This is a genomic window from Bacillus cereus group sp. BfR-BA-01441, from assembly GCF_022663075.1.
Taxonomy (GTDB): domain Bacteria; phylum Bacillota; class Bacilli; order Bacillales; family Bacillaceae_G; genus Bacillus_A; species Bacillus_A cereus.
The window spans coordinates 1-26225 of sequence record NZ_JAKUEU010000072.1; the positions used below are offsets into that span (position 1 = coordinate 1).

Sequence of the window (26225 nt, forward strand, 5' to 3'; positions counted from 1 at the left end):
CTTCTGGTTTTTCTTGTTTTGGATCATCCGTCTTTGGTTCTTCTGGTTTGCCACCGTTAGGTTCTTCTGTTTTACACGTCCCGAACTTATCTAACGTTTCTTTCAATGTTTCCTGGCTTATATTGCTCCAGTCTGAAACAAAGCGAAAGACAACAACATCTCCAGATTTTAATTTATAACTATCTGCTCCGACTTCTGCAGACTTATCATTTACATCATATAGCCAAGCACTTGTAGCCCCGACCATTAAACCATCGATTCCTTTTACATATGTTCCAAACGACATCGTTTCAGATTCTACTTTGTCCCCCATGACCTTTTGCAGCAAACTTAAAGCTGTTTCCCCATCTTTAATTTGCTCTTCTTTCGGACATAACATAATGCCCTTTTGTGATTCCCCAATAATTGCAAGTTTTGCTGTATTTTCTTCAGCAAACGTAATATGTACTGTATTCGCAAAAGAAACAAATACAAGTGTCACTGCCATTAACGACGTAAGCAGCCACTTTTTCAACATTGCCATCCCAAAATTTCCTCCCTTACTACCATTTACACAAAAAAAGGCCCTTCAAGGGCGTGCGATTGACACTCTCTTTTTGTAAGTGTCGAACAAAAATGTACAACACCTCCTACCCGCATTATTCGCGGCTATATTTGTATAGGAAAAATAATTTTGTTTATGAACGTATCATTGTGATAACATTCACTTTTCTTGGCACAACTTACTTCCATTTAAGTTATCGTAAAACGATAAACCTATACATTCTGTAAATTTTAAATTTCTGTATTATTTTACTATTGACAAAGAATTTTGTCCATGCTTTATCGGATTTATTTTCTAAGAATAATAACTTATTAACTCTTAACGATGTAAACTCTTTTCACTAATAATGACGCCATCTTCATCCGCATAGACATATTCATTTGGATTCCAATCCACTTGTCCAAAGTGCAATGAAATATTTCGTTCTCCTTTTCCTTCTTTCACACTTCTATTTGGCATCGCTCCTAACGCTAAAATACCAATATTAATATTCTTTAGTTCACTAGAATCACGAACATACCCATTCACAATAATTCCTGCTAGCTTTCTTTCTTCCGCAATAGCTGCCAAATTATCACCAAGTAACGCACAATTCGTAGACGCTCCGCCATCAACAACTAATACTGTTCCTTCTGGTAATGTTTGCAATCCTTCCTTCACTAGTACATTATCATCTTTCACTTTTACAGTTGCAATTTTCCCGTGGAATTGTTCTTTCTTCCCAAAAGACCGAAAAGACTGGCGACATATTTGTAATTCCTTTTCAAATTCATCACATAGATCAGTAGTTTTCCACATCTTGTTCCCTCTTTTCCTTTTTCTTTCTACATAACATATTCTTGGCTTATTATCGTTTCCCTGTCTAATATTGCAATAATTTGTACGTGCGGGAAAAGGATACAAAAACTATTGCCTTAAGAAGCTACCTTTATTATAATCTATTTCACAGATTAAATTCAGAATATTGAAAATTAACCAAGTGAAGAAGGAGGGATTTTATGCAAATACAAACTGAGGCAAAAAAACAACCTAGTAAACAAAAGTTTAAAATGCCTGATGCGTACGTACTACTATTTTTTATTGCCTTACTTTGCGCCATTGCTACGTACTTCGTTCCTGCTGGAGAATTTAAAAGGGTTACAAACGGGACCGTTACAACGACAATACCAGGTAGCTACCATTCTGTTCCGCAATCACCCGTAGGATTTGTTTCTTTTTTTACCGCTATTGAAAAAGGAATGACACTTGCTGCTCCTATTATCTTTCTAATTTTATTTACAGGTGGAGCTATTGCAATTCTTGAAAAAACAGGTGCTCTTGACGGTTTAATCTATCATGTTATTAACAAATTTCGTAATCAGCAATTACTTTTCATTTGTATAGTTGCTGCGCTTTTTTCTATTCTTGGAACGACTGGTATTATCGTTAACTCAGTTATCGGTTTTATCCCCATCGGCATCATCGTTGCACGCACGTTAAAATGGGACGCTATCGTCGGTGTAGCAATTATTTATTTAGGCACTTATGCTGGTTTTAATGCTACTATTTTATCTCCCTCACCTTTAGGCATTTCACAAAAGATCGCAGAACTTCCGATGTTTTCCGGGATTGGTTTACGCACCGCAATCTATATATCTTTTTTACTTGCCACTATCCTTTATATAAATTGGTATGTAAAACGCTTGAAAAAATCAAATAAAGGAAGCATCCTTGGCGACAACTGGTTTCCCAGTAACGCTCTTTCAAGCGAAAAAGAAACAGAGAAAAAAGAAGTCCCTTGGACGATACGTCATAAATTAATTTTACTCGTTTCAGCTTTATCATTAATTGCATTTTTAATAGGCGCTTTTCGTCTACATTGGACGGACGCAGAAATGACCGCTACTTTTATTTTCATAGCAATTACAGCAGGAATAATAGGTGGCATGAAAGCAAACGATATCGCATCCACTTTTCTAACTGGCTGCCAAAATCTTATCTACGGTGCTTTAATCGTCGGAATGGCTCGCTGTATTTCAGTCATTTTAGAACAAGGCAAATTACTTGATACTATCGTTAACCAGCTCGCACAGTCTCTTGAAGGACAAAGCCCTGTATTTGGCGTTATCGGTATGTACGTAAGTAGTGCTGCATTACATTTCCTTATTTCATCCGGGACAGGAGAATCGGTTATTTTCATTCCGATATTAGCTCCATTAGCTGATTTCATGCACATTACACGCCAAGTTACAGTACAGGCTGTTATGCTCGGAGAAGGTGTAGTAAACTGCTTAAATCCAACTTCCGGTGTTTTAATGGGCGTTCTCGCAGCAAGCGGGATTTCTTATGGAAAATGGATTCGTTTCATGGCTCCACTTGCACTCATTTGGTTTATCATTGGACTTGTTTTTCTTATTGTTGGGGTGAATATTGAGTGGGGACCTTACTAAATACTTAACTAGATAAATAAGTACTATCGTTCCATATAAATATCTATTCTATTTCCCTCACTAGTCCTATAAAAATCATTTATTCTAGTAAAAATATAAGAAGGGATTGATCATAATGATCAATCCCTTTTATCAAAATATAATACCTTTAAAAATCTTAGTTCCAGATTTTATTTACCCATTCTGGATGATCAATAAAAGGGTTGCGGTTATGTTGATATTTTGTAAAAATCACTTCATTACGCTTTCGCTCTAAATCATCGACCGGGTCTTGTTCATTCCATTTTAATAAGACAGATAGTTTCCCCATGTATGGATCTTTATTGTTATTCACTTTTTCATTTAGTTCTAAATCTATTTCGCCGTTGTCTCCCTCGTAACGAACAGCCATATAAAACAGCATTCTAGCAATATCTCCTTTTACACTATCACGAGGTTCCCAAGAATCACTATCATATTTACATTCTGTCGCTTCAGAATGATTTACACCACCGTTATCAAAATCTAGATTTCCACGTGAACTATTTACAGATACATCCGTCGCTCTTAAATGATGTAGATCTGTTCCAGGTCCTGCAGTCGTTCCAAAGTCACCGTGAGATTTTGCCCAAACATGCTCTCGGTTCCAGTTATTTACTCCTGATCCATTCGTAAGTTTCCCTTGCGAACGACCAGTATATAAGAGTATCACATTATTTTTATTATTCGGATCTTCATCAGTATCTCTTAACGCTTCCCAAACCGCACTGTATGATAACTTTGTATGATTATCAATAATATTATGCAATTCCTTCTTTAATTCTAACCCCGTTTTTCCTATTGCGTTATTATAATATGTATCGTCATAATTTTTTACAATAATCTCCTGTGCTGATGCAGGAACCACTTCACCATGTATAGTATCTGTGAATGATAGAGATGCAGAACCTAAAATAAAAAATGAAGATAGTGTAACCATAGCAATCTTTGTATTTCGAAACTTCATATACCCATTCCCCTTTAAAATATAATTTAAAGCTATTAACTAAAAAGTGCTTTCTAACCCCCGAAACCTTTTAGAAACCCATACCCCTTTTCTGTTTATTTAATACAAGACTCTATCCAGTCTGTATCACTTCTAAACTTTTTGTTTATTCACATTCCAAACAATTTCACTTTTTACAAGGAATATCCTTTTCTTATAAAGATTATTAACATATTCTTTACAACTAAAAAGTAGTTTAATATTAACTTATAAATTTAAATTTATTTATGCAATAATGCATATTTGATAAATACTTTAAAAAACAGTTTGAATAAAATGCATTCAAAGAAAACCGTGCCACAAAACAGATACGGTCTAAGACAGAAATAATAAAAATTAAGATGATAGCTCGACTTTTCCCTTTTCCATAACTATCTTTATTTTTGTGTAAAACCTTTCTTTCTCTGAATAATACGTACAAAAATAGATTGGATACCATGTAGGCACCAATCTATTTTAATTAAAGAAACTGTGTCAATTCTGAGTTCACAACACGTTGTGCAGTAATAATAACATTTTCAGCTGTTAGTCCATAAACACTATATAGTCCACCAGGTTGATTAGGAACAATTTGAACTTCATATTCAAATGCTTGTCCAAGAGCAGGATGAACTAAACTTAGAGTTGCAAAAGTAGAAGCATTAGAATTCACATTGAAGTTTACCTGTTCAATTAATACTAATGAACCGTCAAGTCTAAAAACTCTAGCTACTCCAGTAAGTGGGCCCGCAGTACGGTTAAGGATCTTCACCCTAACTTTATTTGCATTAGCAGGTTGATTTCCTACGTTTTCAATTGGTCCTGTAGTAAGAGCCATATAACATCACCTCCATTATATTATTATGATATTCAACGATAAACATTAATGTTATAGTCTAATTACCCAATTTACTTAAAATAAAAAGAAGCTCCAAATTCTATTATATTTAGGTCATAGATATTAAACTTAATAAAATCAAAGGCAGGAACATATTTGATATGTTCCTGCCTTTTTATTGTGAGATACCGATAAATAGCCCTCTAGCTAAGATTTTAAAGTGCTACAAAATCAAAAATTTTATCTCACCAAAGTTTTCTATGAGAATCCAGTGAACAGCTTATTTACATAATTTTTGTTCTCAGAAGTTGATCTTGTAGCGCTCTTTCTCGTAATTCACTATGTTTTCCAAAGAAAATAGTGAAAAAGAAGAACAAAATATTCTCTTATGTAGGAAAGGAAGATAATAATGATCGATCTATTAAATAAATGGATGTTAGAAAGTACAGCCAATTTTAATATCGTTGTAGGACTTACAGCACTTCTATTTTTTGGTTCAGTAATTGCACTTATTATTATTTACAAAAAAATTGGTAAACCGGTTGAAAGAACAAATGCTATTTATTTAAAATTTACTTCTCGTATGTTTACTACTCAAATTCTAATGAATGCTATATTTATTTCTTTAGTTGGTAAAGATATTGAGAATTTTCGTCAAATCTTTATATTATTTGAAGCTTTTGTATTCTTTATTGGAGCTATTTATTCGTTTAAATTATATAGACAGGAGTACAAATGATTCACTTATAAGAAACAATAAAAAACAGTAGTGATTTTACATTACTGTTTTTTATTGTTCATTTTTAATTGTAAACTTTTCATTTTTAGTTAACTGTATATTCTATACATATGAGGTTAACATAACCCATCATTAGCGTTAGCGAGGAAAAAGGACAACCCTGCTCTCACAAGTGAACCCTTTTTTAGTTCTATGAATCTATACATATTATATACATTCCTATCCTAACGTGGTTTTAGTGCTCTTGTTTGTTACTGGATTAGCCAAAAAACTGTATAAAATCTTGCATACTATTAGCGTGTTTTTTCAAAAATACTGGCATCCCCCAATTGGTGCTTTCTTATGGATATTGCTTGACTCCTCATTAAACACTCTCCGGTTCTTTGTCTATCTTTAGGAATAAACCCTGCTTGTTTATTTCAAGTTCTTGCATCGAGGTTTTACCTTCTCCCAAAGCCAAACAAACAATTCAGATTACATGCCTATATCAAACTAAACATTCAATCTTTATCCAGTTTGTAAATAAAAAAGGACAATCAGCCCTCACCAATCGGGCTTTTACGGGCAGTTGATCCCCACCTAATTTCTTTGCTTCCGCCGAAATTTGAGATGAGGGTCTTACTGCCCGGCAAATAGCGGGATAAAACTAGAACTTCTTTTCCTATGTATATTTACTTCGTTACCTCTCCAAACTGCGCTCTCGTCACTTTCGCCAAGTCATCTACTTTAAGCTCAATTTGTATACCAATTTTCCCGCCACTTACTATCATCGTTTCAAGTGATTGGGCACTTTCATCAATACATGTAGAAAATAACTTCTTCATTCCGACTGGTGAACAACCACCGCGAATATATCCTGACACTTTCGTAATATCTTTAACAGGAATCATTTCAATTTTCTTTTCACTTACTGCTTTTGCGGCAGCTTTTAAATTTAGTTCCTCATCTACCGGAATAATAAACACATGATAATTTTTACTATTCCCTTGAGCGATTAACGTTTTATATACTTCTCTCACTTCTCGTCCAATTTTCTCGGCTACTGATACGCCATCAATTTTCCCATCGTCTGGATCATATGACATCATCGAATATTCAATTTTTTCTTTATCTAATATTCGCATCGCATTTGTTTTATCTTTTTTCATAACGTTCTCCTTAAAAGGTTATTTCATATTATTAAGTTTTATTATACACCCTTTTCCATTTCTCCTACATAACTTCACGTATATTTCAAAACTAAAAATATTGATAATTCAAAAATCATCTGATATAATTTGGAAAAACTTATGTTAAGGAGAGATTTGTAATGCGAAATTTTAATGCTTCTTTCCAACTTCATCATCATACGTAACGCCGTGTATCCGAAGAAAAATTTTTCTTCGTGGGTACAGGGCTTTTCCTGTTGACCCACGAAGCGTTCATAAAGCTATGTGGGTATTTTTATACCCGCATAGCTTTTTTTAATTTTAAAATAGGAGTGATTACAATGGAAATGAAAAATGTAAAAGGCACAAAAGACTATTTACCAGAGGAGCAAGTGCTGCGAAATAAAATTAAAAGGGCTTGTGAAGATACGTTTGAACGATACGGATGCAAACCGTTAGAGACACCGACGTTAAATATGTATGAGCTTATGTCTTACAAGTACGGCGGTGGCGATGAAATTTTAAAAGAAATATATACACTTGAGGATCAGGGAAAACGTGAGCTTTCCTTACGATACGATTTAACTATTCCATTCGCAAAAGTTGTGGCAATGAATCCGAATCTTCGCCTCCCTTTTAAACGTTATGAAATTGGGAAAGTATTTCGAGATGGGCCAATTAAACAAGGAAGATTTCGTGAATTTATACAATGCGACGTTGATATAGTCGGTGTAGAATCAGTCATGGCAGAAGCGGAACTCATGAGCATGGCGTTTGAGCTGTTCCAAACATTAAACTTAGAGATAACGATCCAATATAATAACCGAAAATTGTTAAATGGTATTCTTCAGGCCATTAACATCCCTACTGAATTAACAAGTGACGTCATTTTATCATTAGACAAAATCGAAAAGATTGGGATTGATGGTGTACGAAAAGATGTATTAGAGCGCGGCATTTCTGAAGAAATGGCTGATACAATATGTAATACTGTATTATCTTGTCTAAAGCTTACAATTGTTGACTTTAAAGAAGCTTTCAATAACCAACTCGTTGCCGATGGCGTAAACGAATTGCAACAATTACAGCAATATTTAATCGCCCTTGGAATAAATGAAAATACGATATTCAACCCGTTTTTAGCGCGAGGACTCACAATGTATACAGGTACTGTATATGAAATCTTTTTAAAAGATAGATCGATTACATCTAGCATCGGTAGCGGCGGCCGTTACGATAACATTATCGGAGCATTCCGTGGTGATAATATGTACTATCCAACAGTCGGTGTTTCATTCGGTTTAGACGTTATTTATACAGCACTATCGCAGAAAGAAACAATCTCATCTACAGCGGATCTATTTATCATCCCGCTCGGGACAGAATTACAATGCTTACAAATTGCCCAGCAATTACGTTCTACCACTTCCTTAAAAATCGAACTCGAACTAGCAGGACGCAAATTAAAACGTGCCCTTAATTATGCCAATAAAGAGAATATCCCTTATGTGCTTATTATTGGTGAAGAAGAACTTAGTACAAACACTGTTGTGCTGCGGAATATGAAGGAAGGTAGTGAGATGAAGGTTCCGCTTACTTCTTTGAAAAATAATACATTGAATAAATATTTTACTACGCCTACTACGTTATGACTGTGAAGTATTCTCAAAATGTAAATCGGGTAAACAAAAAAGGGCTGTCCGCGCATGACAGCCCTTTTCCTTTAATGAACAACACCTTCATAAGTGAAATTATATTAACGATTTTCCGAATATATCTATCATAAATTACACTATATCAACGATACATAGATTTTTCATTTGATAGATAACCGGGCAATTAGTTTACATAAAATAATTATACTCAATTTAATCTTACAAAACTTTAACATCCAATTACCTATTTTAATAATATATGTTTTTCTAATTTCACTACCAATTTAAGGAAAATTCATATCCTTCTCTACTATACCACTTTCATCTATTAACTTTTATTTTGTGCATTCCTACTCTCCAAAACTTTCTCCATATTATGAGTTGCCCATTCCATCATTAATAGAATCACTGGACGCAGTGATTCACCAAGCTCAGTTAACGAATATTCAACTTTAGGTGGTACTTCACGGTATACTTCACGATGTATAATCCCATCAGCTTCAAGTTCTCTCAGCTGCAGTGTTAACATCCTTTGTGTGATATTTGGTTTTAATCTTTTTAATTCATTAAAGCGCTTTGTACCATCTAATAAATGATACAAAATTACCCCTTTCCATTTCCCTCCAATCACCTCAACCATAGCTTCAACTGGACAAGAATATTTATTTAAAAATGGGTAATTTATATTATTTTCATTTGAACAATCCATAATAAATCCCTTCCCTTACCAATAGTATCTTTTTTGATACTATACCACATAAATGTGCGTACTTGTATCTATGTTACTTTAAAAATATAATTTACTTACAAAAATAAATTCATGAAAAGAGGAACTTTTATGACAAATACAAACGAAATTACAAAAGAAAAGATTATGGAGGCTTTTCATTTCAGACATGCATGTAAAGAATTCGATCCTATGCACAAAATTTCAGAAGAGGATTTCAAATTCATTTTAGAAACAGGCAGATTATCTCCTTCTTCTTTTGGATATGAGCCTTGGAAATTTATTGTCGTACAAAATAAAGAATTAAGAGAAAAACTACAACCGTATTCATGGGGCGCTGGTGGGCAACTTGCAACAGCTAGTCATTTTGTTATTGTTCTTTCAAGAAACATTAAAGATATGCATTATGATGCAGAGTATATTAAATATATGATGAACGATATTATTGGATTGCCTGAAGACACTCAAAAAATTAGATATGAATTCTTCAAAAAGTTCCAGGAAACAGATTTTAACTTATTACAATCCGATCGTGCTGTATTTGATTGGGCATCCAAGCAATCTTATATCGCTTTAGGTAATATGATGACGAGCGCAGCTCAAATCGGTATTGATTCTTGTCCAATAGAAGGATTTGATAAAGAGGAAGTAGATTCTTTACTTCGTCAAGAAGGCATTATACAAGGCGATAATCTTGAAGTATCAGTTATGGTTGCCTTTGGTTACCGTAAAGAAGAGCCAAAGCGTGATAAAACAAGACAGACTATGGATACAATTGTTGAATGGATTAAGTAATATAGCACGACAAATAATGCTCCTAATAGCTGTATACTCATACTAAAGAAGAATCAATTGTTTTCTTACGTATGAATTTGGTTTTTCATGGAAAGATATGTTAGTATGTATACAGTTTGAGTGCTCTATTTTTAGAGTCGAACAGGAGGAGAATGAATATGTCTGATATTGAAGTTGGCGAAGTGTTTACTCTTAGTGATGAGAATAACGAAGAGCAAGAAGTAGAAGTACTTGGAGCGATGGATGTCGAAGGTGCAGAATATATTGCAGTTGCCTTTGTTGAAGATATCCAAACAGAAACTGAGGAAGACATTGATATTTTCTTTTTAAAAGTAGAAGAAGATAATGAGTTTTCATACATTGAAAATGATGAAGAGTTTGATAAAGTATCTGCTGCGTTTGAAAAGATTTTGGATGAGCAAGAGCAAGAATAGTATGAATGAAAAACACGAGGGCGGATGCATATCCGCCCTCGTGTTTTTATTCATCACTCATTCAGTGATTTATGCAGTAACTCCAGTACATCTTTCATCGCAAAAGGTCCATCTTTTTTAACATGTTCCGCAAATTCTGAAACGAGACGTAATGTTCTCACACTTTCGATTGGATGTTCTCCTGATGCACTTTCAGCTGAAAGCATAACTGCATTCGTCCCGTCCAGTACAGCTTGAAACACATCAGTCACCTCTGCCCTTGTTGGAATAGAATGATCTACCATAGATTGAAGCATTTGTGTTGCTGTAATGACATATGTATTCGTTCGATTACATTCCTGAATCATCATTTTCTGTAAAAGCGGAATGCATTGATACGGTAACTCTACTCCTAAATCGCCCCTTGCAATCATAATTCCATCTGCTTCTTTACATATATCTTGAAAATTCTCGATTGCTTCCATCGTTTCTATTTTTGCAATTACATTAGGTGACGTTTCTTTATACTGTTGTATAAAATCTCGTATTTCTTTTATATGACTAGGTTTTCTTACGAAAGAACACGCGATAAAATCAACATTCTCTTCTAAAAGAAACTGAATATCTTTTTTATCTTTCTCTGTAATAGCTGGTAAACGAACAGCCGCATCTGGTAAATTAACTCCTTTATGAGATGAGATATTGCCACCTGTTTTTACCTTCGTTTCTATTTTATCCGTACTTATCTTTTCAACAATTAATTCAACTTCTCCATCATTAATTAAAATTCTACTGCCTACTTTCACATCATTCGCAATTCCTTCATAATCAACGCTTGCTTCTGTATTACTCCCTGTAACTGGTTGTGTATGTAAAATAAAAGAATCTCCTGCCTGAAGTGTAATTTGCTCTCCCTTCACTTCACCTAATCTTATTTTAGGACCTTGTACATCACCCAAAAATTTAATAGAGTCATCTAATGATTTCACTAAACGAATGATGTCTTTATGACTTTCATGCGTGCCATGCGATAAATTCAGTCGAACAATTTTCATACCATTCTTTATTAACTGTGCTAACGTTTCTTTATTATTACTTGCGGGTCCAATTGTACAAATTCGATCGATTGTCATTTTTGTCACCATCCTTTTTTTAATAAGTTTCCCATATGAACTTAAAAATAACAGAGATTCTGACATGAATAGATTTAAATTTACATGAATTTCATAAAATTAAACCTGTATCCCTTGCTGGCTAAGCATTAGAAGATATATTCGCTTTTTTGCAAATGAAGACATGTTGAATCGAAAGTAAAAGAAAAGTTAAGTATGGGATAAACCATTGAGAGTTTCGAAATTTTCATATATTGTATGAATTGAGTTCGAACTCAAAAATTTAAAAAGGTGGGAAAATTAGTGAATATGAAAAAATCTTTATCGGTGACAACTTTAGGGTTAGCGGTTTTAGGTTTTGGTTTTACTAATAACGCAAGTGCTTCAGAGGTCGATACTGTAGACAAGCAGCCCGTTTTAGTTGACTTTGATACAATTCAATCAACAAAAACATCTAGTGTTCCTAGTTTGACTGTTGCAGCTGCACCTAAGAATGACTCTAACATTAGCGTATATACTCCCTTTTTTGGTAACCCATATGCAGTTGCGAAATCGAAATCAACTACGACCGAAGACTATGTTTATGCAAAAGCAAGAACTTTCAATGGCGATGGCTCATTAGTAAATACGAAAAGTAATAGTGCAAAAAAATCATCCTTTGTCAGTGCTACAGCGACCAACACAAGCGTTTATTATGGAGATGATTACGCTATCGGTAATCATACCTATAAATTAAGTGGTTATAATGATGTGAATCACGAAACAAAAGCCTTCTGGTAAGAAAGAGAAAAAAGATATGCATCTTGCATATCTTTTTTCTCTAATACTTTACATATATTGAGGTGCTATTTATGAAACAAATATATATTATTATCGGTGTTTTACTCATTTCATTACTTACAATTTATATTTTGTTCAATACCTCAATCATACAACCTCATCCACCTTCTAAAGAAAATAAGAGAGGGCAACAAACCAATACTATTTCTTACGGATTGAAGGATAATCAAGGCCAACATATTAACAACGGTAGTACAATTACTAGTGAGGATAATAAAATTAATGTATCATTATCATTCGTACATACTATTAACAAAAACCGAAAATATGGATTAATTGTTCTAGAAGATTACGAACAAAAACCTTTTAAAATAGAAGATACTACTACTGAAATATCACACTATTTTTTTGATATGAAACCAAACAGTTCAATGACTACGAAAATCTCTTTACACACTTCTCCTGATGCAAGTGAATTAACCTTTTTAATAATTAAAAAACCTGAATACAAATTAAAAGATAATAACTTAAATAAAGCAGCTATTTTAGAAGATATTCTAAGTATGCGGTATTCAATGCATCTTCTTCAGAAAGAAAACGAAAAAATAAAACTCTCCCTTATAGATCCAAATGCTATTTTAAAAGATGGTCTTTACGAACCAGTATTTGTTACGAACCGTGAAGAGAACTTACAAACTGTCTTCTTTGAAAAGGAAGGCAAGCAATTAATTTTATCAAACGGTAATGAAACAAATGATGAAATGACTTACGCAATCGTGGCTTTTAAAGATTGGAAACAAGTTGAAATATTTAACAATAGAAAAGTCGTTTATACTAAGGTTGCACCTGAAACGAGACAAACCTTTAATTTCACATTGCCTTCAGTAGATCAGGAAAGTAATTTTCAACTCGTCGCTTTTCCATTTCCTTTTAAAGTTAGCGAAGAAGATTATGTTAGTCAACAAGCATTCAGTTCCTTTCGCATCGTAATTGAAAATGAAAATAAATAAGTTATACTATGCACATTACAACAACCTAAAAAAGGCCTACTCACACGAGTAGGCTTTTGAAACTATGAAAGTTTCGTCAATAACTGATTTAAATCTTTTTTTGTTTTCGTCGTTAATGATTTCATTTTATTAATATCGATTTTTTCTTTCTCCGCTCCTACAATTAACGGATACATACTTTGACCGATTGTTTTAGAATCCGTCGGATGTGATGCTTCTAGCTCTTTTTCAATCACATCCCACTTTTCATTAATTTGTTTGCCAAGCTTATTCACTGTTTCCAATTTTGGATTAGCAGCTAACTGCTTGTCCAAGCTATCAATTAATGCTACAACTTCTTTAACATTCGTTTTCACAGCAACACTTTTCTTCGGATCTTTCGTTGTCTTTCCGTTATTGTTTGTGCTTGTGCTTTGATCTGTTGTTTTCCCACTAGTCGTTTGATCATTCGTTTTTCCTGTCGTCTCTTTTTCTTTTGTTTTTACATTCTCGTTTTGAGTTGACGTTTTGCCATTACTTTCTGTTCCTGATGATTCTTTCGTATTTTTTGCATCCTTATCTGTTTTTTCATTTGAAGAAGTATTTGTTTCTTTTTCAGTATCTTTCGTTGTTTTTGACGCTTCATCTGCACTTGTCGTTTTTGCTTCTCCATCATTTTGCGCAGTTACTTGCTCTTTCTTTTCCGTTTCTTTATCTGCTGAAGGACTACAAGCTGCCATAGTAAGCATTGTACCAATTGTTATCGATGCGATAGCGACCTTTTTCATTTTCATATAAATCCCCCTATGTTTTACATAATTTATCCTCCCCTTTACGATTCGATTCCCCCTTAAAAAATCCCTTTTCATACGAATTATCATCTTTCCGACAGTAATCTTCATAATAATACGTACAAAAACTGATAAACTCATTTTAATATTCGAGTTTCTTCTACTTCATTTTTCTACTCGCAAGTAAAAGAAAAAGAGTATATTGTCACATTAAGAATTACGATCTTCATATGACGATATACTCTTCTATCAAATTTTTATCTTTCTTGACATTTTATTTATACAAAAAAATAAAATTTTCTTTCGTTTTTTGTTTCTCAACATTTGTTAACATAATATTTTTATGAATAACCACCATTCGAGTGAATGACTTGCCCAGTAACCCATTTCGCTTCTTCACTTACTAAAAAAGAAATTAAGCGCGCAGCATCCACCGGTTCTCCTACTTTACCTTGCGGGAACTTCCATACTAAATGATGCTTCAGCTCCTCTGTAATCCATCCTGTATTCGTCGGTCCTGGATCTACAGCATTCACTGTAATCCCCTTCTCCATCGCAACTGGTGCTACTGACTTTGTAAATGCTTCAATTGCCCCTTTCGTTGCTGCATATGCTAGTTCATCTGGCATTGGACCTACTGACTGTCCTGAAGTAAGATTAATAATACTCCCGCCCGTTTTAAGTGAATAATGTTTTATAAACAATGAACTTAATAGCATAGTAGCCCGAACATTAACTGTATAATGTTTATCCAACTGCTCTACATCTAATTCCTCAATCCTCGTATGAGTAGAATATACTGCATTATTAACTAGAATAGATGGATCACCTAACCGTTCTGATACCATATAAAACAAACGATTTGGCGAATAAGACTGCGATAAATTGATTTCTGCCATTTCACATCGAACATCGTAACTTTCAATTTCCTTTTTCAGCAAAAAGGGTTCTTGATCACTCATTCCCCATGGCATCGCTTTATCATACTTTGGCCAGTACGTGAAAAAAATGTCTATCCCCTTTTGAGCAAGCACCTTGCATACAGCTGCACCAATTCCATTCAGACGAGTTGCCCCTGTTACAATTGCTATTTTCTTCACCTTTTTCTCCTCCATCTATACACAGATCCCCTGCATGAATACAGAGGATCTATCTTCTTATTGAATATTTGAAAGTATACGTTCAGCACCTAATTTTAACATTTTAATAAAGATATAATTTACAATCGTAAACATTACAAATAAAACGATAAACATAACCCACAGTCCGACATGAAGGAAGAAGTATAATACACTTACTCCCCCCACAATAATTAAAGCTATTAAAATATTAGCTAAAAAATTCCATAAAGTTGTATATCGACTTTTAAATAATTTCTGCTCTGTATCCCAATGAATATCTGCAGTTTGTGCGTCCCAGCGTGTTCCAATTAAATTAATTAACAGTAACCCGTTCGCACTTAGTAAAAACCACAGTATCATGAAGACTGGAGAAATCCCAGCTACAACTGCCATCGTAATACCGAATACTGCTAAAATGATTACATTAATTAACCAAGCAGTGATTGCTTTCGCAAAAAAGATATCCGAAGCCTTTACTGGTAAATAACGATTCACAAACCAAGAGCTTCCATCTCGCGAAAATGACGTTGTTGCAATGACGTTACTACCCATTAAAAATAACGATGCACAAAGACCAACACCAATTGCAAATCCTGTTGTCTTTGGATTGTTAATATACTCTGTAATAAACTTTAAGTTTCCATCTTGCACAAATAAAATAAAGAACAACATAATTGGCATAACGAAAGTTTGTACAATGCAATTTAAGAAAAATTGTGGTGTACGGAATAACGTTTTAAATTCTTTTTTCACATACGCTTTTAAATGCGAACTTTGTACTGTTGATTTCTGTAAACCTTCCGCCGAAATAACTTGTTTCTTTGCTGTACTCGTTGAAAGTCCAATAACCCCTTTTAAATATGTACGCTCTGCTATGTAATAAAACAACACAAAGAAGACAAATGAAATAACTGCAAAGATTATTACATATAAAGGTCCCTTCCAATTTGCATTTTCTACTAATGCTACTGCTCCAAAATATGTAGTTGGAAAATAGTTTGTCATTTGTACTAAAAAAGAAGACTGGTTGTTTGCAAGGTAATCCGCAATTGCATCTTCAGAAAACGAACTTTTATTTTTCCACTGCAAAAATACGTTAATTCCTACAATAAATAGTATACTTACGATTCCAATAAATATATTTCCTCGGTCTTTATTTTTCGCTATATTTGTATACCTCATAATAACTGTCATCAGTAACGAAGCTAGTACTAACGGCACAATTGGGAAGAGTAAGTAAATGAAAATCATATATATGTAATATGTAATAAATGCTCCACTTTTTAAACCGTACGTAATAAAGATCGGTAATAAAATAAATGAACTCATTACGTATTGTGTAATTAATACTGTTAAAAATTTGGCTGAAATAATTTGCGCTGGTTTTAATGGTAATGGTAATAACATTTCAATATCATTGCTGTAGTAAAATACAGTTAAAATGTTCGTAATACTCATTAAAAATACCCATATACTCGCAATCGCAAGTCCCATTGCGATAATCATTCCTGGATCTTGCCCTAAATGTATCATTCCCTCATACATTGCATGCGTGATAGAACCAAACAGTAAAAAGCCGACAAATAAAATAGCTGCAAATGAAAATACATACGCCCATCGCTTCTTCTTATCTGTTATAAAATCTGCGTAATTTAACTTTAATAGTACCTTCGTTAACGTCCAAATTTTACTCATTGCCCGTCATCTCCAAGAACATTTTTTCAAGTGATTCATTGGATTTAAAATGATCTCTCATTTCATCTAAATTTCCTTTAAACTGCAAATTCCCCTTATTAATAATAGCAACCCGGTCACATATTTTTTCCGCTACTTCTAATACGTGTGTAGAGAAAAATACAATCTTTCCTTTATCCGCATGCTCTCTCATCATTTCTTTTAAAATATATGCAGATTTCGGATCAAGCCCAGTTAATGGTTCATCTAAAATCCATACATCTGGCTCATGTACGAGCACACCAATAATAACGATTTTTTGTCTCATACCGTGCGAATAACTTTGAATTTGATCAGATAAAGCATTATAAAGATCAAACTTCTTCGCTAAAGACTCTATTCGTTCTTGTCGTACTTCTTTCGGCACTTCATACATATCGGCCATAAAGTTTAAATATTCAATTCCTTTTAATCGTAAAAACATATCTGGACTATCTGGTACATAACCAAACGTCTTCTTCGCTTCCATCGGCTCTTCCATAATATTTTTTCCGTTAACCGTAATAGTCCCTTTGTCCACCCCGTGAATACCAGTAATCATCTTAATTGTCGTTGATTTACCCGCACCATTCGGTCCTAAAAATCCAAAGATTTCGCCGCTAGGTACAGATAAACTTAAGTCTTTTACTGCATAGGTAGACCCATTATAACTTTTTGACACATTCGTAATTTCAATCATTCCATCCAATCCTTTCCTTAATTACCAAATAACTATATTGATATTATAGCATAGTTCTATTTTAAGATTTTTACATTTTTCAGTATATTTAACCTTTAAAATAAATATACACCCCTAATCCAACAACTAAAACGACAGCTAGTATAATATAAATCATTGTTAAGCGTTTAATATTCCCCTTTGTCGCTTTGCTATAATTTGCATCACCATTCCGCCCAATTAACACCGTCGCAATGACAGTAATCACTACAAGTAATACAACGATCATGATCCAAGTTAGCATTTCTTCCTCCCCCTCCTTACAACCATTTTACAATATTATCCTCTTTATTTCGCAGCATATTTCCTCTTTTTACTATTATTATGAAGCAAACTGGAAAACTATTATTACCATTCCTATCCAATTGTGATATATTTGTAACATAACGTGACTTATTTCTAACAACGTAAGGAGGACCTATCATGAAAACAACTTGGATAAAATATTTAGGATTTCTCGGTTTCTTCGGTTTCCTCGGATTTTTTTATGAAAAAGGATTGTTTACTATGTTCTGTTTCTTCTCCTTTTTCACATCGTATAGAACAGTTCAACACGATGAACTGTTTGAACAAATTGTCAATAAATCGTGTCGCAATGCATTTATCGTTACGTTACTAACTACTACAATCATTATGTTTATTGAAATGTTATTTCCAAACCCTACGCTACAAGAGATTGATATCGCTCTTATTTTCGGCACACTCATTCTTACATTCGGCTTTTCTATGTTCTTTTATGATAAACCTGTTGATGAAATGGAAGATGCACCATGGCGTTCGTAACGAAGATAAAAGAATACCGTGCCAAATTGAACATGACACAAGAAGATTTAGCGAAGAGCGTTGGTGTGCGACGTGAAACAATTAGTCATCTCGAAAAAGGTAAATACAATCCTTCCTTACAACTTGCTCACGATATAGCGAAGGCACTACATAGTACGATTGATGAGATTTATATTTTTGAGGATAAATAAAAAAATACTGTCATTCTTTCCAAGAAGAATGACGGTATTTCTCATTGATTATCCATATAAAACCGCATGAAATACGCCTAATAGTAAGTATTGATCCTCCATGTAATCTCCATCATATACATTCATCTCAATGTAATACATATCTTCCTCAAGACGAATATTCCAATCTGCAATTACATAGCCTTTTCGTAATAATTTTCCCATTCCAAATGAAGTTTTATGAACAACGTATTCTTCTGCCTTATATGTAAAGGTAAATAAGAAATTTGCATCCAATAACTTTCCGTCACATACAAGTATTTCATGCTCTGCATCATGATTATCTTTGTACATTACTAAAATCCTTCTTTGGCGCTGCCTACTTACATCCTTTGCAATGACGCGAATATTGTCCTTACTATCCTTTATTTCATAAATAATATTACTACCAATTTTCGGAATAAAATCAAGCACTCTCATCAGCGTATTTTTATAATAGCCCCTTACTACACCTACTTGCTCACTTCCATTATAAACCTCTATCGGTGTCGTATCTGCTTTACTATCACACGGTCGTTTGTAAGAGAGCTGCATCATTCGCTCTCCTCTTAAGTACTGATCAAACGTCACAGGATATTCTATCATGCGCAGTTCTTTATTTAACTCATACAAATAGCGTTGAACACTCTCTATTAATGTTATAGTAGCTATACGCTCTTGAAGTTCAAATTCTTGCCAGCTGGAAAAAACATTCCATTGATTATGATCCTCTTCGTAGAAGAAACTAAGAATTACCTCTTCACGGTCAGCCGTTTCATATTTCATAGGCACGTTCTGCCCATGTTGAACTTGTTCCATCCACTGACCTAAATAAATCCCCAGCTCTGCAACCTTCATACATGATTTTTGAAAAAATACGCTGTCACTCGCGCAAATCGTTACATCTCCTTCGATAAAGCCCTTTGAATAAGCATCATACCGTGGCTCATCCTTCTGCGGGAGATTCTTGTCTAACTCAAATAAAAACGTTAACATCCTTTATTCACCTCTAGTTGTTACACTAATCATACATGACATCGCATCACGCTAGGAAACTATTTATATACGCATATTTAATTCACGCATTATAACACGTGAATGACCTTGTATAGTAGCTCTATTTTTTTGTTCTATATCTTAGTATATAAATTTATATGAGCGATTTTTCAAATATATCTATCGCAACTTACAATATATCAACGATTTTTCAAATATATCTATCACAACTTACAATATATCAACGATTTTTTCAATATATCTATCACAACTTACAATATATCAACGATTTTTTCAATATATCGATTTTTCGACAAATATCAGCACAATTAAAATGAAGCTACCTTTTCTTCCGCCACTTCTACAATTTCTAAAATTTGTAGAAGACTCTCCATTTCATAAGTCGGATTAACACTCGTCTTATTCTCTTTCAAACTCGGATTATACCAACACGTATCAATGCCGTAATCTTCTCCGCCTTTCATATCAGAAGTTAACGAATCTCCAACCATGAGTACGCTTGATTTATCTGTAATCCCAAACTTTTCAAACGCATAATCAAAAATCTCACGTGCTGGTTTTTGATGACCAACTTCTTCAGAAATAATAATGTGATCAAAGAAATTACATAAAGGCGAATTTCCGATTCTTGATTGTTGCACCTTCGTATATCCATTCGTAATAATACCTAACTTGCAATCTTGTAGATTTTCACATAATTGTACTGCGCCTTCTATAAGATGTACTTCTTTCCCTAAGTTTTCAAGATATACATCACTAAATTGCTGTGCATCTACGTCTATATTATGAAGTGCAAATAATTGTCTAAATCGATCTACTGCTAATTCACTTAGCGTAATCATTTTATTTTCTAAATCTCTCCATAATCCATTACTAATCTCTTTATAGCTTGCAAGATAATCATTATACCCTGTAGGCATATCAAACTGTACAAACGCATTATGTAATGCGTGTCTTTCCGTTTCAGGGAAATCTAATAATGTATCATCTACGTCGAATAATATAACTTTGTATTTCATGATGTTCTCCTCAATTCCTATTTTAAAAGCTTCGTTCTCATTGCTTATAAATTTTTATATATTTCGTGATGAAGCGCTTTAACCCGCTCTTTATAGAATACACCTTTATCTTTTATTTTCAAATGTGCTATAAATAAGTTTGCTAGCATGACCGCAGTATCTAGTCTATAAAATAAACTAACAATATGAGGAGTAACATTAAAGATACTATCATTCTTATATCCATCTTTAAATTCATCCCAACTAACCTCATTTGTTTCAGCTATTCTCATAAGCTCCAGCAATGGATGACCAATTAAAGCGTTATCCCAATCAACTATTGCTTTAACTTCTCCATTATACCCGATTAAATTGGCTGGTCGAATGTCCATATGTAATAAACATTTTACATGATCTGCTGTACTAAGAATATATTCAATTGTTTTTGTATTCGGAAGATTGATTTTACAGTTCGTGATTGTATTAAACCCTTCTATCCGTTTCACAATTCGTTCTGCTATATACTTACTAATGGGCTCTCTAATATTTTGTTTGTAATACAAACCATCAATTGGCATACTATGAAGCTTGCTCACTAACTCCCCTATTTTGCATGCGGAAATTGGCATACGATCAGCATACACACAATCCGAAATTAAAAAATCAAGTTCGGTTGAAAGATGCAATCCGTGTATCCTTGGTACTGGAATACCTTTTGAATAACAATACTTAGACAGCTCCGCTTCCTTTTGCAACGAAATCCGACTGTTAAATAAGTCTTCATTTATATTTTCCACTTCTCTTTCCCACGGTACTCGAAATGCTAAAGACCCCTTTTCTGAATCTCCTTGAAAAACAATATTTTGCACTCCCGTTCCAATCACCTTTAAATCTTGAATAGCTAGTTCCTTATACTCTTGACTTAGTATTGTTGCCAGCTTTTCTCTTAACCCCTCTGCTTTTACACGTGTATAAATCATTTTATCCCCCGATTCTTAAGTTCTTTTCATCCATTTTCTCCTCGGTGCACAACATCCTCATTAACAAAATTATAGCAACAATAGTAAAAGGAGGCTAATCCGCTCAGCCTCCTTTTACTTATTAATCTTCTAGTAATAACTCTTTCATTTCCTCTAACGACTCTTTCGTAAAGCCAAGAGCCCTTTCAGCGTATGCTTCAACTGATCCGTATTGCTTTTGAATTTCACCAATCGCAGCTTGCAAGTATTCAGCACGTGCTTCAAACATTGCACCTAATATCGCTCTGCTCTCATCGTTTTGTAATTTCGCACCTAAAAAGGCCATCATTTTTTCATTTAGCTTTTCACGGAATTCGTTACTTAGTAAGTAGTCTTCCATTACTGTTTTTTCTGGTACACCTAGTAAAAGTAGTAATAATGCTGAACCAAATCCAGTACGATCTTTTCCAGCTGTACAGTGGTTTACTAACGGTAAGTTTTCCGGGTTTTGCGCTAAGTTTAAGAAGCTCACGAATGCCTCGTTGCCACTTACGAAATCTTGATTCATTTTCACAAGATACTCACCTGGTTTTCCTAACATAGAAAGGTCACCAACTTGGAAAAACTCATTTATATTTAAGTCTTTCGCTAAGTCTTGCATAACTGGTAAGCACACTTGACGAGCACCTGTAATCTCAGGATTTGGCTTATGCTTTACCTCAAAGTCTGTACGATAGTCACAAATTAACTTTAAACCACACTTTTGTAAATAGTCGATATCCCACTCTGTTAGTCCTGCTAATTCTTCAGAACGGTATAATTTGCCCCATTTCACTTTACGTCCATCTGTCGTTTCATATCCACCCATATCACGGAAGTTAAACGCACCTTGTAATGGCAATCTACGCTCAGCTACTGTTACTGCTTGTCCATTACTTCCTACTAATCTAAAATATGGACGTTCATTTTCACTCGGGTTTTCAATTGTATATGATAATTCTCCATTTACAGTTGCAAGTAATTCTCCAGTTTCTTCAATATGTTCTGGTGAAGTACTCCAATAAATACGAACTTCTTCTATATTATTTTCCCATTTTATTTGTAACGTATTATCTTCATTTCTCTCTACAGTTGCTTGTAGCCAATTTCTTTGCTGCTCCATTCTTTCACCAACGCTTTCTCTTATAGTCAAATCTTACTCTATTTTATTATAGGAATAACTACTTTGTCGTTCTCATTTTTCTTTTTATCTTACAAACAGGCGAAAAGTTCTTTTACTTGTTCAAAATTTGTACATGGATTACCGCGAAATACGTATGCGATTTGTTCATTACCTAAATCTTCGTATACAACTGTTCCGCGATTAGGGTGCGAATAAAACTCTAACCCGTTTATAATTTGTTTTGGGCCATAGTTCATTGTCCATGAAGAAATAGGATAATACGCTTTGTTTTTATGTCTACAAACCCAAAGTGCATATAGTTTATTAACTTCGTCCCAGTATACATACTGCGTTTCGTCATTTCCGAAACCGACCGATTCAAGTTTCCAATTTAGTTTTTCATGAATTAACAAATTTACATAGGATACGTCATCTGGAGCATTCCACTCTCTACATCTTCCTATCTCACCCATTTCACTTCTCTTCGCTTGAAAGCTTAATAAGTGAAATGATGTATGTAATATCGTTTTCCCAAGCTCCATATTTACTGGTTGTAATTCAAATAGAAATCGTTCCATTTCGTCTTGGTTTACATATCCATGATCAACAGAAATTTCAACTTGTGTTTTCCATATAGATGTAACGTAACTTTCTTTTCCTTTATAATTTACACCTTTCCAATACACAAGCCCTTTATATTGAAAACAATCTCCTTTTGCTTGAGAAATACAGCTATCCGGAAATACTGGTTCTATTATATCGAGAAAAAATTCCTTTACTCGAAACATCCCAGTTGGAGTAACAACCTGAAACCAAAAAGTTCCCCACTTTTCACCTTCATAACGTTCTGAAACTTTTTCAACATTCCAGCCTTCTAACAATACATTTGGATACAATAACACGAATGAATGCATGGATTGCTTTAACATATATAGTCCCCTCCCGCTATACGAGTTCGAGAGTATACATCATTCATCCTCCTAAAACTTTCTCACATATCTCTCAGTTGAACTAAGCAGCTGACATCCGTTCTTTTCAAAAACATCCTTCATCCACTCATTTTGCATATTTGTCTCACCAATATAATAAGATGCACCTATTTCCTTTAAGACAAACATCGCACCTGCAAATAACGCAGCTTCATATCCCTTATTACGCATATTTGGAGTAACTGCGAAGTACATAAGTTTCCCTTCTTCTAACGCACCTCTTTCAATATGTGGAATTACAATTCCTATCGGCTCTTCACCTACACTCGCTATTAAACAATGTTCTTTCCACTGCTCACCAATTTCTTCTAGCATCATATGCACAAATTGATCATGAGCGACTGGTTCTCCCGTTGCTTCATTCCACAGTGAATAAAAAGCCTCTTCTCCAACTTCTTCAATAAGCTTAAAATCAATTTCACTTTCTACATCTTCTACTTCGTATATATCTTTAAATACAATCATGTTTTCCGTAACATATTCAAATGAATACGTTTCAAAACATTTTTTATACACATCATAATTTGGACTTTTTGAAGAGATTTCAAAATGTAGTTTTTCTAATCCATCTTTTTTAGCTTCAGCAACGCAATATTGCATCATTTCCTCTAATTGCTCTTCTGTAAAAATCTCTGCATTATTTTCTTTTATCATAATAGAAGAAGCACTTCTTCTTATTTTAAAATGTTTTTCTAACTGTTCTATCGTCGTCATATTCTTCCCTCATCTATATCATACTCGAATTTCTAATCGTTCTCCTTGCATGAGCAGGATTGTCCTTGAATATATAGAATACTAGAAAAGATCGCATCTTTAAAGTGCGGAGGAGGTTCTCCATTGGATATTACAGCATTGCAACAACAGTTAGAGCTTATACAACAAAATGACTACACGCAACTGCAACATATAGACGTAAATGAGTTAACTTTGAACATGCTTCAGTATATCGGAACGACTGATAGCTACGTTCGTTACCAACTTATATATAAATGTTTTGCGCATTTCATTCATCATGAATTCCTTATGGACGATCAGCTGAAATTACTTCTGCAAACTTGTTTAAGTGATGAGTATTTATATTGTGACATTTACTCCCCACATACAGATGGGGTTTTCACACGTTCTTACACTGTTTCGTTAATTGCGTTAATACTCCAATTCGCTAATTCGCACTACTTTTGTACAGAGGAGGATATCGAAGAAATAAAAAATAAACTCATTACATACACAAACTTAGAAACGGATTTTCGGGGCTATATTGAAAATAAAGGATGGGCTCATTGTCTTGCTCATGTATCTGATGCCTTTACTGAAATTGTTCATAATACGTATACAACTTTTGAATGGTACGAAGAATTAATTCATTGTTTATTAAATAAAATCTTTATTCCATCTGACCTTTTTCATAATAACGAAGATGAACGCATCGTTACTCCATTACTAGCAATGCTGTATCATGATTTTCCTCAGAACGATTTAATTTCTATTATTCATAAAAAAATAAAAAGGCTTCCTCAAATTAGAAAACGCCTTTCGCTTAATGAGTATTGTATTTTATGTGCCAATATTAAAACCTTTTTACGCACATTATTTTTCAGAACGAAAGATGACCATAACTTAGCCTTTACAGCACGTAAAACAGAAAGAATGTTAAAAGAACTTCCTAACTATTATTAAATACAAGGAGCAATGACATGGGTTATATTGAAGATATGAGAAATCTAGTAGGAAATCATCCACTTATTCTAATAGGATCACACGCCATTATATTAAATGAAAAAGATGAAGTATTGCTGCAGCTCCGTACAGATTTTAACCGCTGGGGCATTATTGGCGGTGCCTTAGAATATAACGAAACGTTAGAAGATGCTTTAAAACGAGAAGTGTTTGAAGAAACTGGACTTATTATTAAAAATCCAGAACTATTCCGTACATACTCTGGACCAGATTACTTTCAAATCTATCCAAATGGCGATCAAGTACACGGTGTACTCGTTGTTTATATTTGCCGCGAATTCCACGGTGAGCTTGTATGCGACCATACGGAATCGAAAGAACTACGCTTCTTTTCACTTGATGAATTACCTAATAATCTTCCTCCTGTTATCGAGAAGATTATTACAGATTATCTAAAAAAATAAGGGAACGCTTAACGTTCCCTCTCAAATCCAATCCGTTTTTTAATTTCCGCTAAATTTACCTTCGCAATAGCGCGTGCCTTCTCAGCACCGTTTTCTAATGCTTCATATAATAAATCCGGCTCATTCATATACATTGCGTACTTTTCACGAGGTCCAGCTAACTCACGATCTACAACGCGAAACAACTCTTTTTTCACATCGCCCCATCCGATTCCTGTCTCATATTTTTCACGTAATGACTGTACTTCGTCTTCTGTCGCAAACTCTTTATATATCATAAATAATGTTTCTAATTCTTTCGGTTCATTTGGAAGTGAAGAGTCTGTTTTGATTTTAAATATTAACTTTCGAAGTTTTTCTTGCTCTGCAAATAATGGGATTACATTTCTGTAACTTTTACTCATCTTCCTTCCATCAAGACCAGGTAAAAT

General features: G+C 34.1%; 30 protein-coding genes. 11 read left to right on the forward strand and 19 right to left on the reverse strand.

The window, feature by feature from the left end; translation table 11 throughout:
• The coding region (locus tag MR107_RS23140; RefSeq protein ID WP_242292761.1) for a DUF4430 domain-containing protein at positions 1 to 523 on the reverse strand (523 nt) is incomplete at its 3' end.
• Between the two features lie 339 nt (positions 524 to 862).
• Positions 863 to 1342, reverse strand: a complete 480-nt coding sequence (rraA, locus tag MR107_RS23145) for a ribonuclease E activity regulator RraA (protein WP_078186751.1) — start codon at positions 1340 to 1342, stop codon at positions 863 to 865.
• Positions 1343 to 1542: 200 nt separating this feature from the next.
• On the opposite strand from rraA, the gene MR107_RS23150 reads away from it, so the two are divergent.
• A complete protein-coding gene (locus MR107_RS23150) occupies positions 1543 to 2973 on the forward strand; it encodes a YfcC family protein (protein WP_025686826.1) in 1431 nt (476 codons plus the stop codon).
• 157 nt (positions 2974 to 3130) lie between these two features.
• On the opposite strand, the gene MR107_RS23155 is transcribed toward MR107_RS23150, so the two are convergent.
• Entirely contained in the window at positions 3131 to 3958 is an 828-nt protein-coding gene (locus MR107_RS23155; RefSeq protein ID WP_000672193.1) for an endonuclease I family protein, read from the reverse strand.
• Between the two features lie 499 nt (positions 3959 to 4457).
• On the reverse strand, positions 4458 to 4814 hold the full coding sequence (locus tag MR107_RS23160; RefSeq protein ID WP_001229415.1) for a hypothetical protein: 357 nt from the start codon (positions 4812 to 4814) through the stop codon (positions 4458 to 4460).
• 409 nt (positions 4815 to 5223) lie between these two features.
• Between MR107_RS23160 and MR107_RS23165 the strand changes: the two genes are divergently transcribed.
• The gene (locus MR107_RS23165) at positions 5224 to 5553 is read left to right on the forward strand and encodes a 6-aminohexanoate hydrolase (RefSeq protein WP_242292762.1); all 330 of its coding nucleotides are present in this window, start codon (positions 5224 to 5226) and stop codon (positions 5551 to 5553) included.
• A 671-nt stretch (positions 5554 to 6224) separates the two neighbouring features.
• Here MR107_RS23165 and ybaK read toward each other — a convergent pair.
• Positions 6225 to 6701, reverse strand: coding sequence for a Cys-tRNA(Pro) deacylase (ybaK, locus tag MR107_RS23170; RefSeq protein ID WP_000710860.1), 477 nt, complete (start codon positions 6699 to 6701; stop codon positions 6225 to 6227).
• A gap of 341 nt (positions 6702 to 7042) precedes the next feature.
• Between ybaK and MR107_RS23175 the strand changes: the two genes are divergently transcribed.
• Positions 7043 to 8353, forward strand: a complete 1311-nt coding sequence (locus MR107_RS23175) for a histidine--tRNA ligase (RefSeq protein WP_242292763.1) — start codon at positions 7043 to 7045, stop codon at positions 8351 to 8353.
• Between the two features lie 331 nt (positions 8354 to 8684).
• On the opposite strand, the gene MR107_RS23180 is transcribed toward MR107_RS23175, so the two are convergent.
• On the reverse strand, positions 8685 to 9065 hold the full coding sequence (locus MR107_RS23180; RefSeq protein WP_242292764.1) for a winged helix-turn-helix transcriptional regulator: 381 nt from the start codon (positions 9063 to 9065) through the stop codon (positions 8685 to 8687).
• Between the two features lie 129 nt (positions 9066 to 9194).
• Here MR107_RS23180 and MR107_RS23185 point away from each other — a divergent pair, with 129 nt between their 5' ends.
• On the forward strand, positions 9195 to 9878 hold the full coding sequence (locus MR107_RS23185; RefSeq protein WP_000185712.1) for an NAD(P)H-dependent oxidoreductase: 684 nt from the start codon (positions 9195 to 9197) through the stop codon (positions 9876 to 9878).
• A gap of 152 nt (positions 9879 to 10030) precedes the next feature.
• Positions 10031 to 10312 carry a DUF1292 domain-containing protein gene (locus MR107_RS23190; RefSeq protein WP_002005464.1) on the forward strand — a complete coding sequence of 94 codons (282 nt, stop codon included), beginning with the start codon at positions 10031 to 10033 and terminating at the stop codon, positions 10310 to 10312.
• Between the two features lie 53 nt (positions 10313 to 10365).
• On the opposite strand, the gene MR107_RS23195 is transcribed toward MR107_RS23190, so the two are convergent.
• Positions 10366 to 11424: a pyruvate kinase gene (locus MR107_RS23195; RefSeq protein ID WP_000151078.1), complete on the reverse strand. Its 1059-nt coding sequence runs from the start codon at positions 11422 to 11424 to the stop codon at positions 10366 to 10368.
• 282 nt (positions 11425 to 11706) lie between these two features.
• Between MR107_RS23195 and MR107_RS23200 the strand changes: the two genes are divergently transcribed.
• Positions 11707 to 12183 (forward strand): hypothetical protein, encoded by a 477-nt coding sequence (locus MR107_RS23200; RefSeq protein ID WP_001056356.1) that lies wholly within the window; start codon positions 11707 to 11709, stop codon positions 12181 to 12183.
• A gap of 71 nt (positions 12184 to 12254) precedes the next feature.
• Entirely contained in the window at positions 12255 to 13193 is a 939-nt protein-coding gene (locus MR107_RS23205; RefSeq protein WP_242292765.1) for a hypothetical protein, read from the forward strand.
• 62 nt (positions 13194 to 13255) lie between these two features.
• On the opposite strand, the gene MR107_RS23210 is transcribed toward MR107_RS23205, so the two are convergent.
• From MR107_RS23210 to MR107_RS23230, 5 genes are all read right to left on the reverse strand, one after another.
• Positions 13256 to 13966: a hypothetical protein gene (locus MR107_RS23210; RefSeq protein ID WP_000782542.1), complete on the reverse strand. Its 711-nt coding sequence runs from the start codon at positions 13964 to 13966 to the stop codon at positions 13256 to 13258.
• 338 nt (positions 13967 to 14304) lie between these two features.
• The gene (locus MR107_RS23215) at positions 14305 to 15063 is read right to left on the reverse strand and encodes an SDR family oxidoreductase (protein WP_000716965.1); all 759 of its coding nucleotides are present in this window, start codon (positions 15061 to 15063) and stop codon (positions 14305 to 14307) included.
• A 57-nt stretch (positions 15064 to 15120) separates the two neighbouring features.
• Complete coding sequence (locus MR107_RS23220; protein ID WP_242292766.1) at positions 15121 to 16779, reverse strand: putative ABC transporter permease subunit; 1659 nt, start codon at positions 16777 to 16779, stop codon at positions 15121 to 15123.
• Positions 16772 to 17497, reverse strand: a complete 726-nt coding sequence (locus MR107_RS23225; protein ID WP_098771646.1) for an ABC transporter ATP-binding protein — start codon at positions 17495 to 17497, stop codon at positions 16772 to 16774. The genes MR107_RS23220 and MR107_RS23225 overlap by 8 nt, the downstream gene beginning before the upstream one ends.
• An 88-nt stretch (positions 17498 to 17585) precedes the next feature.
• Complete coding sequence (locus MR107_RS23230; RefSeq protein ID WP_000958863.1) at positions 17586 to 17780, reverse strand: hypothetical protein; 195 nt, start codon at positions 17778 to 17780, stop codon at positions 17586 to 17588.
• Between the two features lie 179 nt (positions 17781 to 17959).
• Here MR107_RS23230 and MR107_RS23235 point away from each other — a divergent pair, with 179 nt between their 5' ends.
• Positions 17960 to 18319, forward strand: coding sequence for a DUF3796 domain-containing protein (locus tag MR107_RS23235; RefSeq protein ID WP_000859227.1), 360 nt, complete (start codon positions 17960 to 17962; stop codon positions 18317 to 18319).
• A complete protein-coding gene (locus tag MR107_RS23240) occupies positions 18307 to 18510 on the forward strand; it encodes a helix-turn-helix transcriptional regulator (RefSeq protein ID WP_242292767.1) in 204 nt (67 codons plus the stop codon). The genes MR107_RS23235 and MR107_RS23240 overlap by 13 nt, the downstream gene beginning before the upstream one ends.
• Before the next feature lie 48 nt (positions 18511 to 18558).
• Here the strand turns inward: MR107_RS23240 and MR107_RS23245 are convergent, their stop codons facing one another.
• The 6 genes from MR107_RS23245 to MR107_RS23270 all read right to left on the reverse strand — a co-directional run bounded on the left by MR107_RS23245 (position 18559) and on the right by MR107_RS23270 (position 24367).
• Positions 18559 to 19524: a tubby C-terminal domain-like protein gene (locus MR107_RS23245; RefSeq protein WP_242292768.1), complete on the reverse strand. Its 966-nt coding sequence runs from the start codon at positions 19522 to 19524 to the stop codon at positions 18559 to 18561.
• A 329-nt stretch (positions 19525 to 19853) separates the two neighbouring features.
• Entirely contained in the window at positions 19854 to 20564 is a 711-nt protein-coding gene (locus tag MR107_RS23250; protein ID WP_017657573.1) for a YjjG family noncanonical pyrimidine nucleotidase, read from the reverse strand.
• A gap of 44 nt (positions 20565 to 20608) precedes the next feature.
• Positions 20609 to 21523 (reverse strand): phosphotransferase family protein, encoded by a 915-nt coding sequence (locus MR107_RS23255; protein WP_242292769.1) that lies wholly within the window; start codon positions 21521 to 21523, stop codon positions 20609 to 20611.
• Between the two features lie 121 nt (positions 21524 to 21644).
• Entirely contained in the window at positions 21645 to 22664 is a 1020-nt protein-coding gene (locus MR107_RS23260) for a tyrosine-protein phosphatase (RefSeq protein WP_242292770.1), read from the reverse strand.
• Positions 22665 to 22753: 89 nt separating this feature from the next.
• On the reverse strand, positions 22754 to 23593 hold the full coding sequence (locus MR107_RS23265) for a hypothetical protein (protein WP_059303583.1): 840 nt from the start codon (positions 23591 to 23593) through the stop codon (positions 22754 to 22756).
• Between the two features lie 51 nt (positions 23594 to 23644).
• Complete coding sequence (locus tag MR107_RS23270) at positions 23645 to 24367, reverse strand: GNAT family N-acetyltransferase (protein WP_086404511.1); 723 nt, start codon at positions 24365 to 24367, stop codon at positions 23645 to 23647.
• Between the two features lie 123 nt (positions 24368 to 24490).
• Between MR107_RS23270 and MR107_RS23275 the strand changes: the two genes are divergently transcribed.
• Together MR107_RS23275 and MR107_RS23280 are read left to right on the forward strand one after the other, a co-directional pair.
• A complete protein-coding gene (locus tag MR107_RS23275) occupies positions 24491 to 25330 on the forward strand; it encodes a DUF2785 domain-containing protein (RefSeq protein ID WP_000355451.1) in 840 nt (279 codons plus the stop codon).
• Between the two features lie 17 nt (positions 25331 to 25347).
• Positions 25348 to 25794 (forward strand): NUDIX hydrolase, encoded by a 447-nt coding sequence (locus MR107_RS23280; protein WP_242292771.1) that lies wholly within the window; start codon positions 25348 to 25350, stop codon positions 25792 to 25794.
• A gap of 8 nt (positions 25795 to 25802) precedes the next feature.
• Here MR107_RS23280 and MR107_RS23285 read toward each other — a convergent pair.
• A partial coding sequence (locus tag MR107_RS23285) for a nucleotidyl transferase family protein (protein ID WP_472926407.1) occupies positions 25803 to 26225 on the reverse strand: 423 nt, incomplete at its 5' end.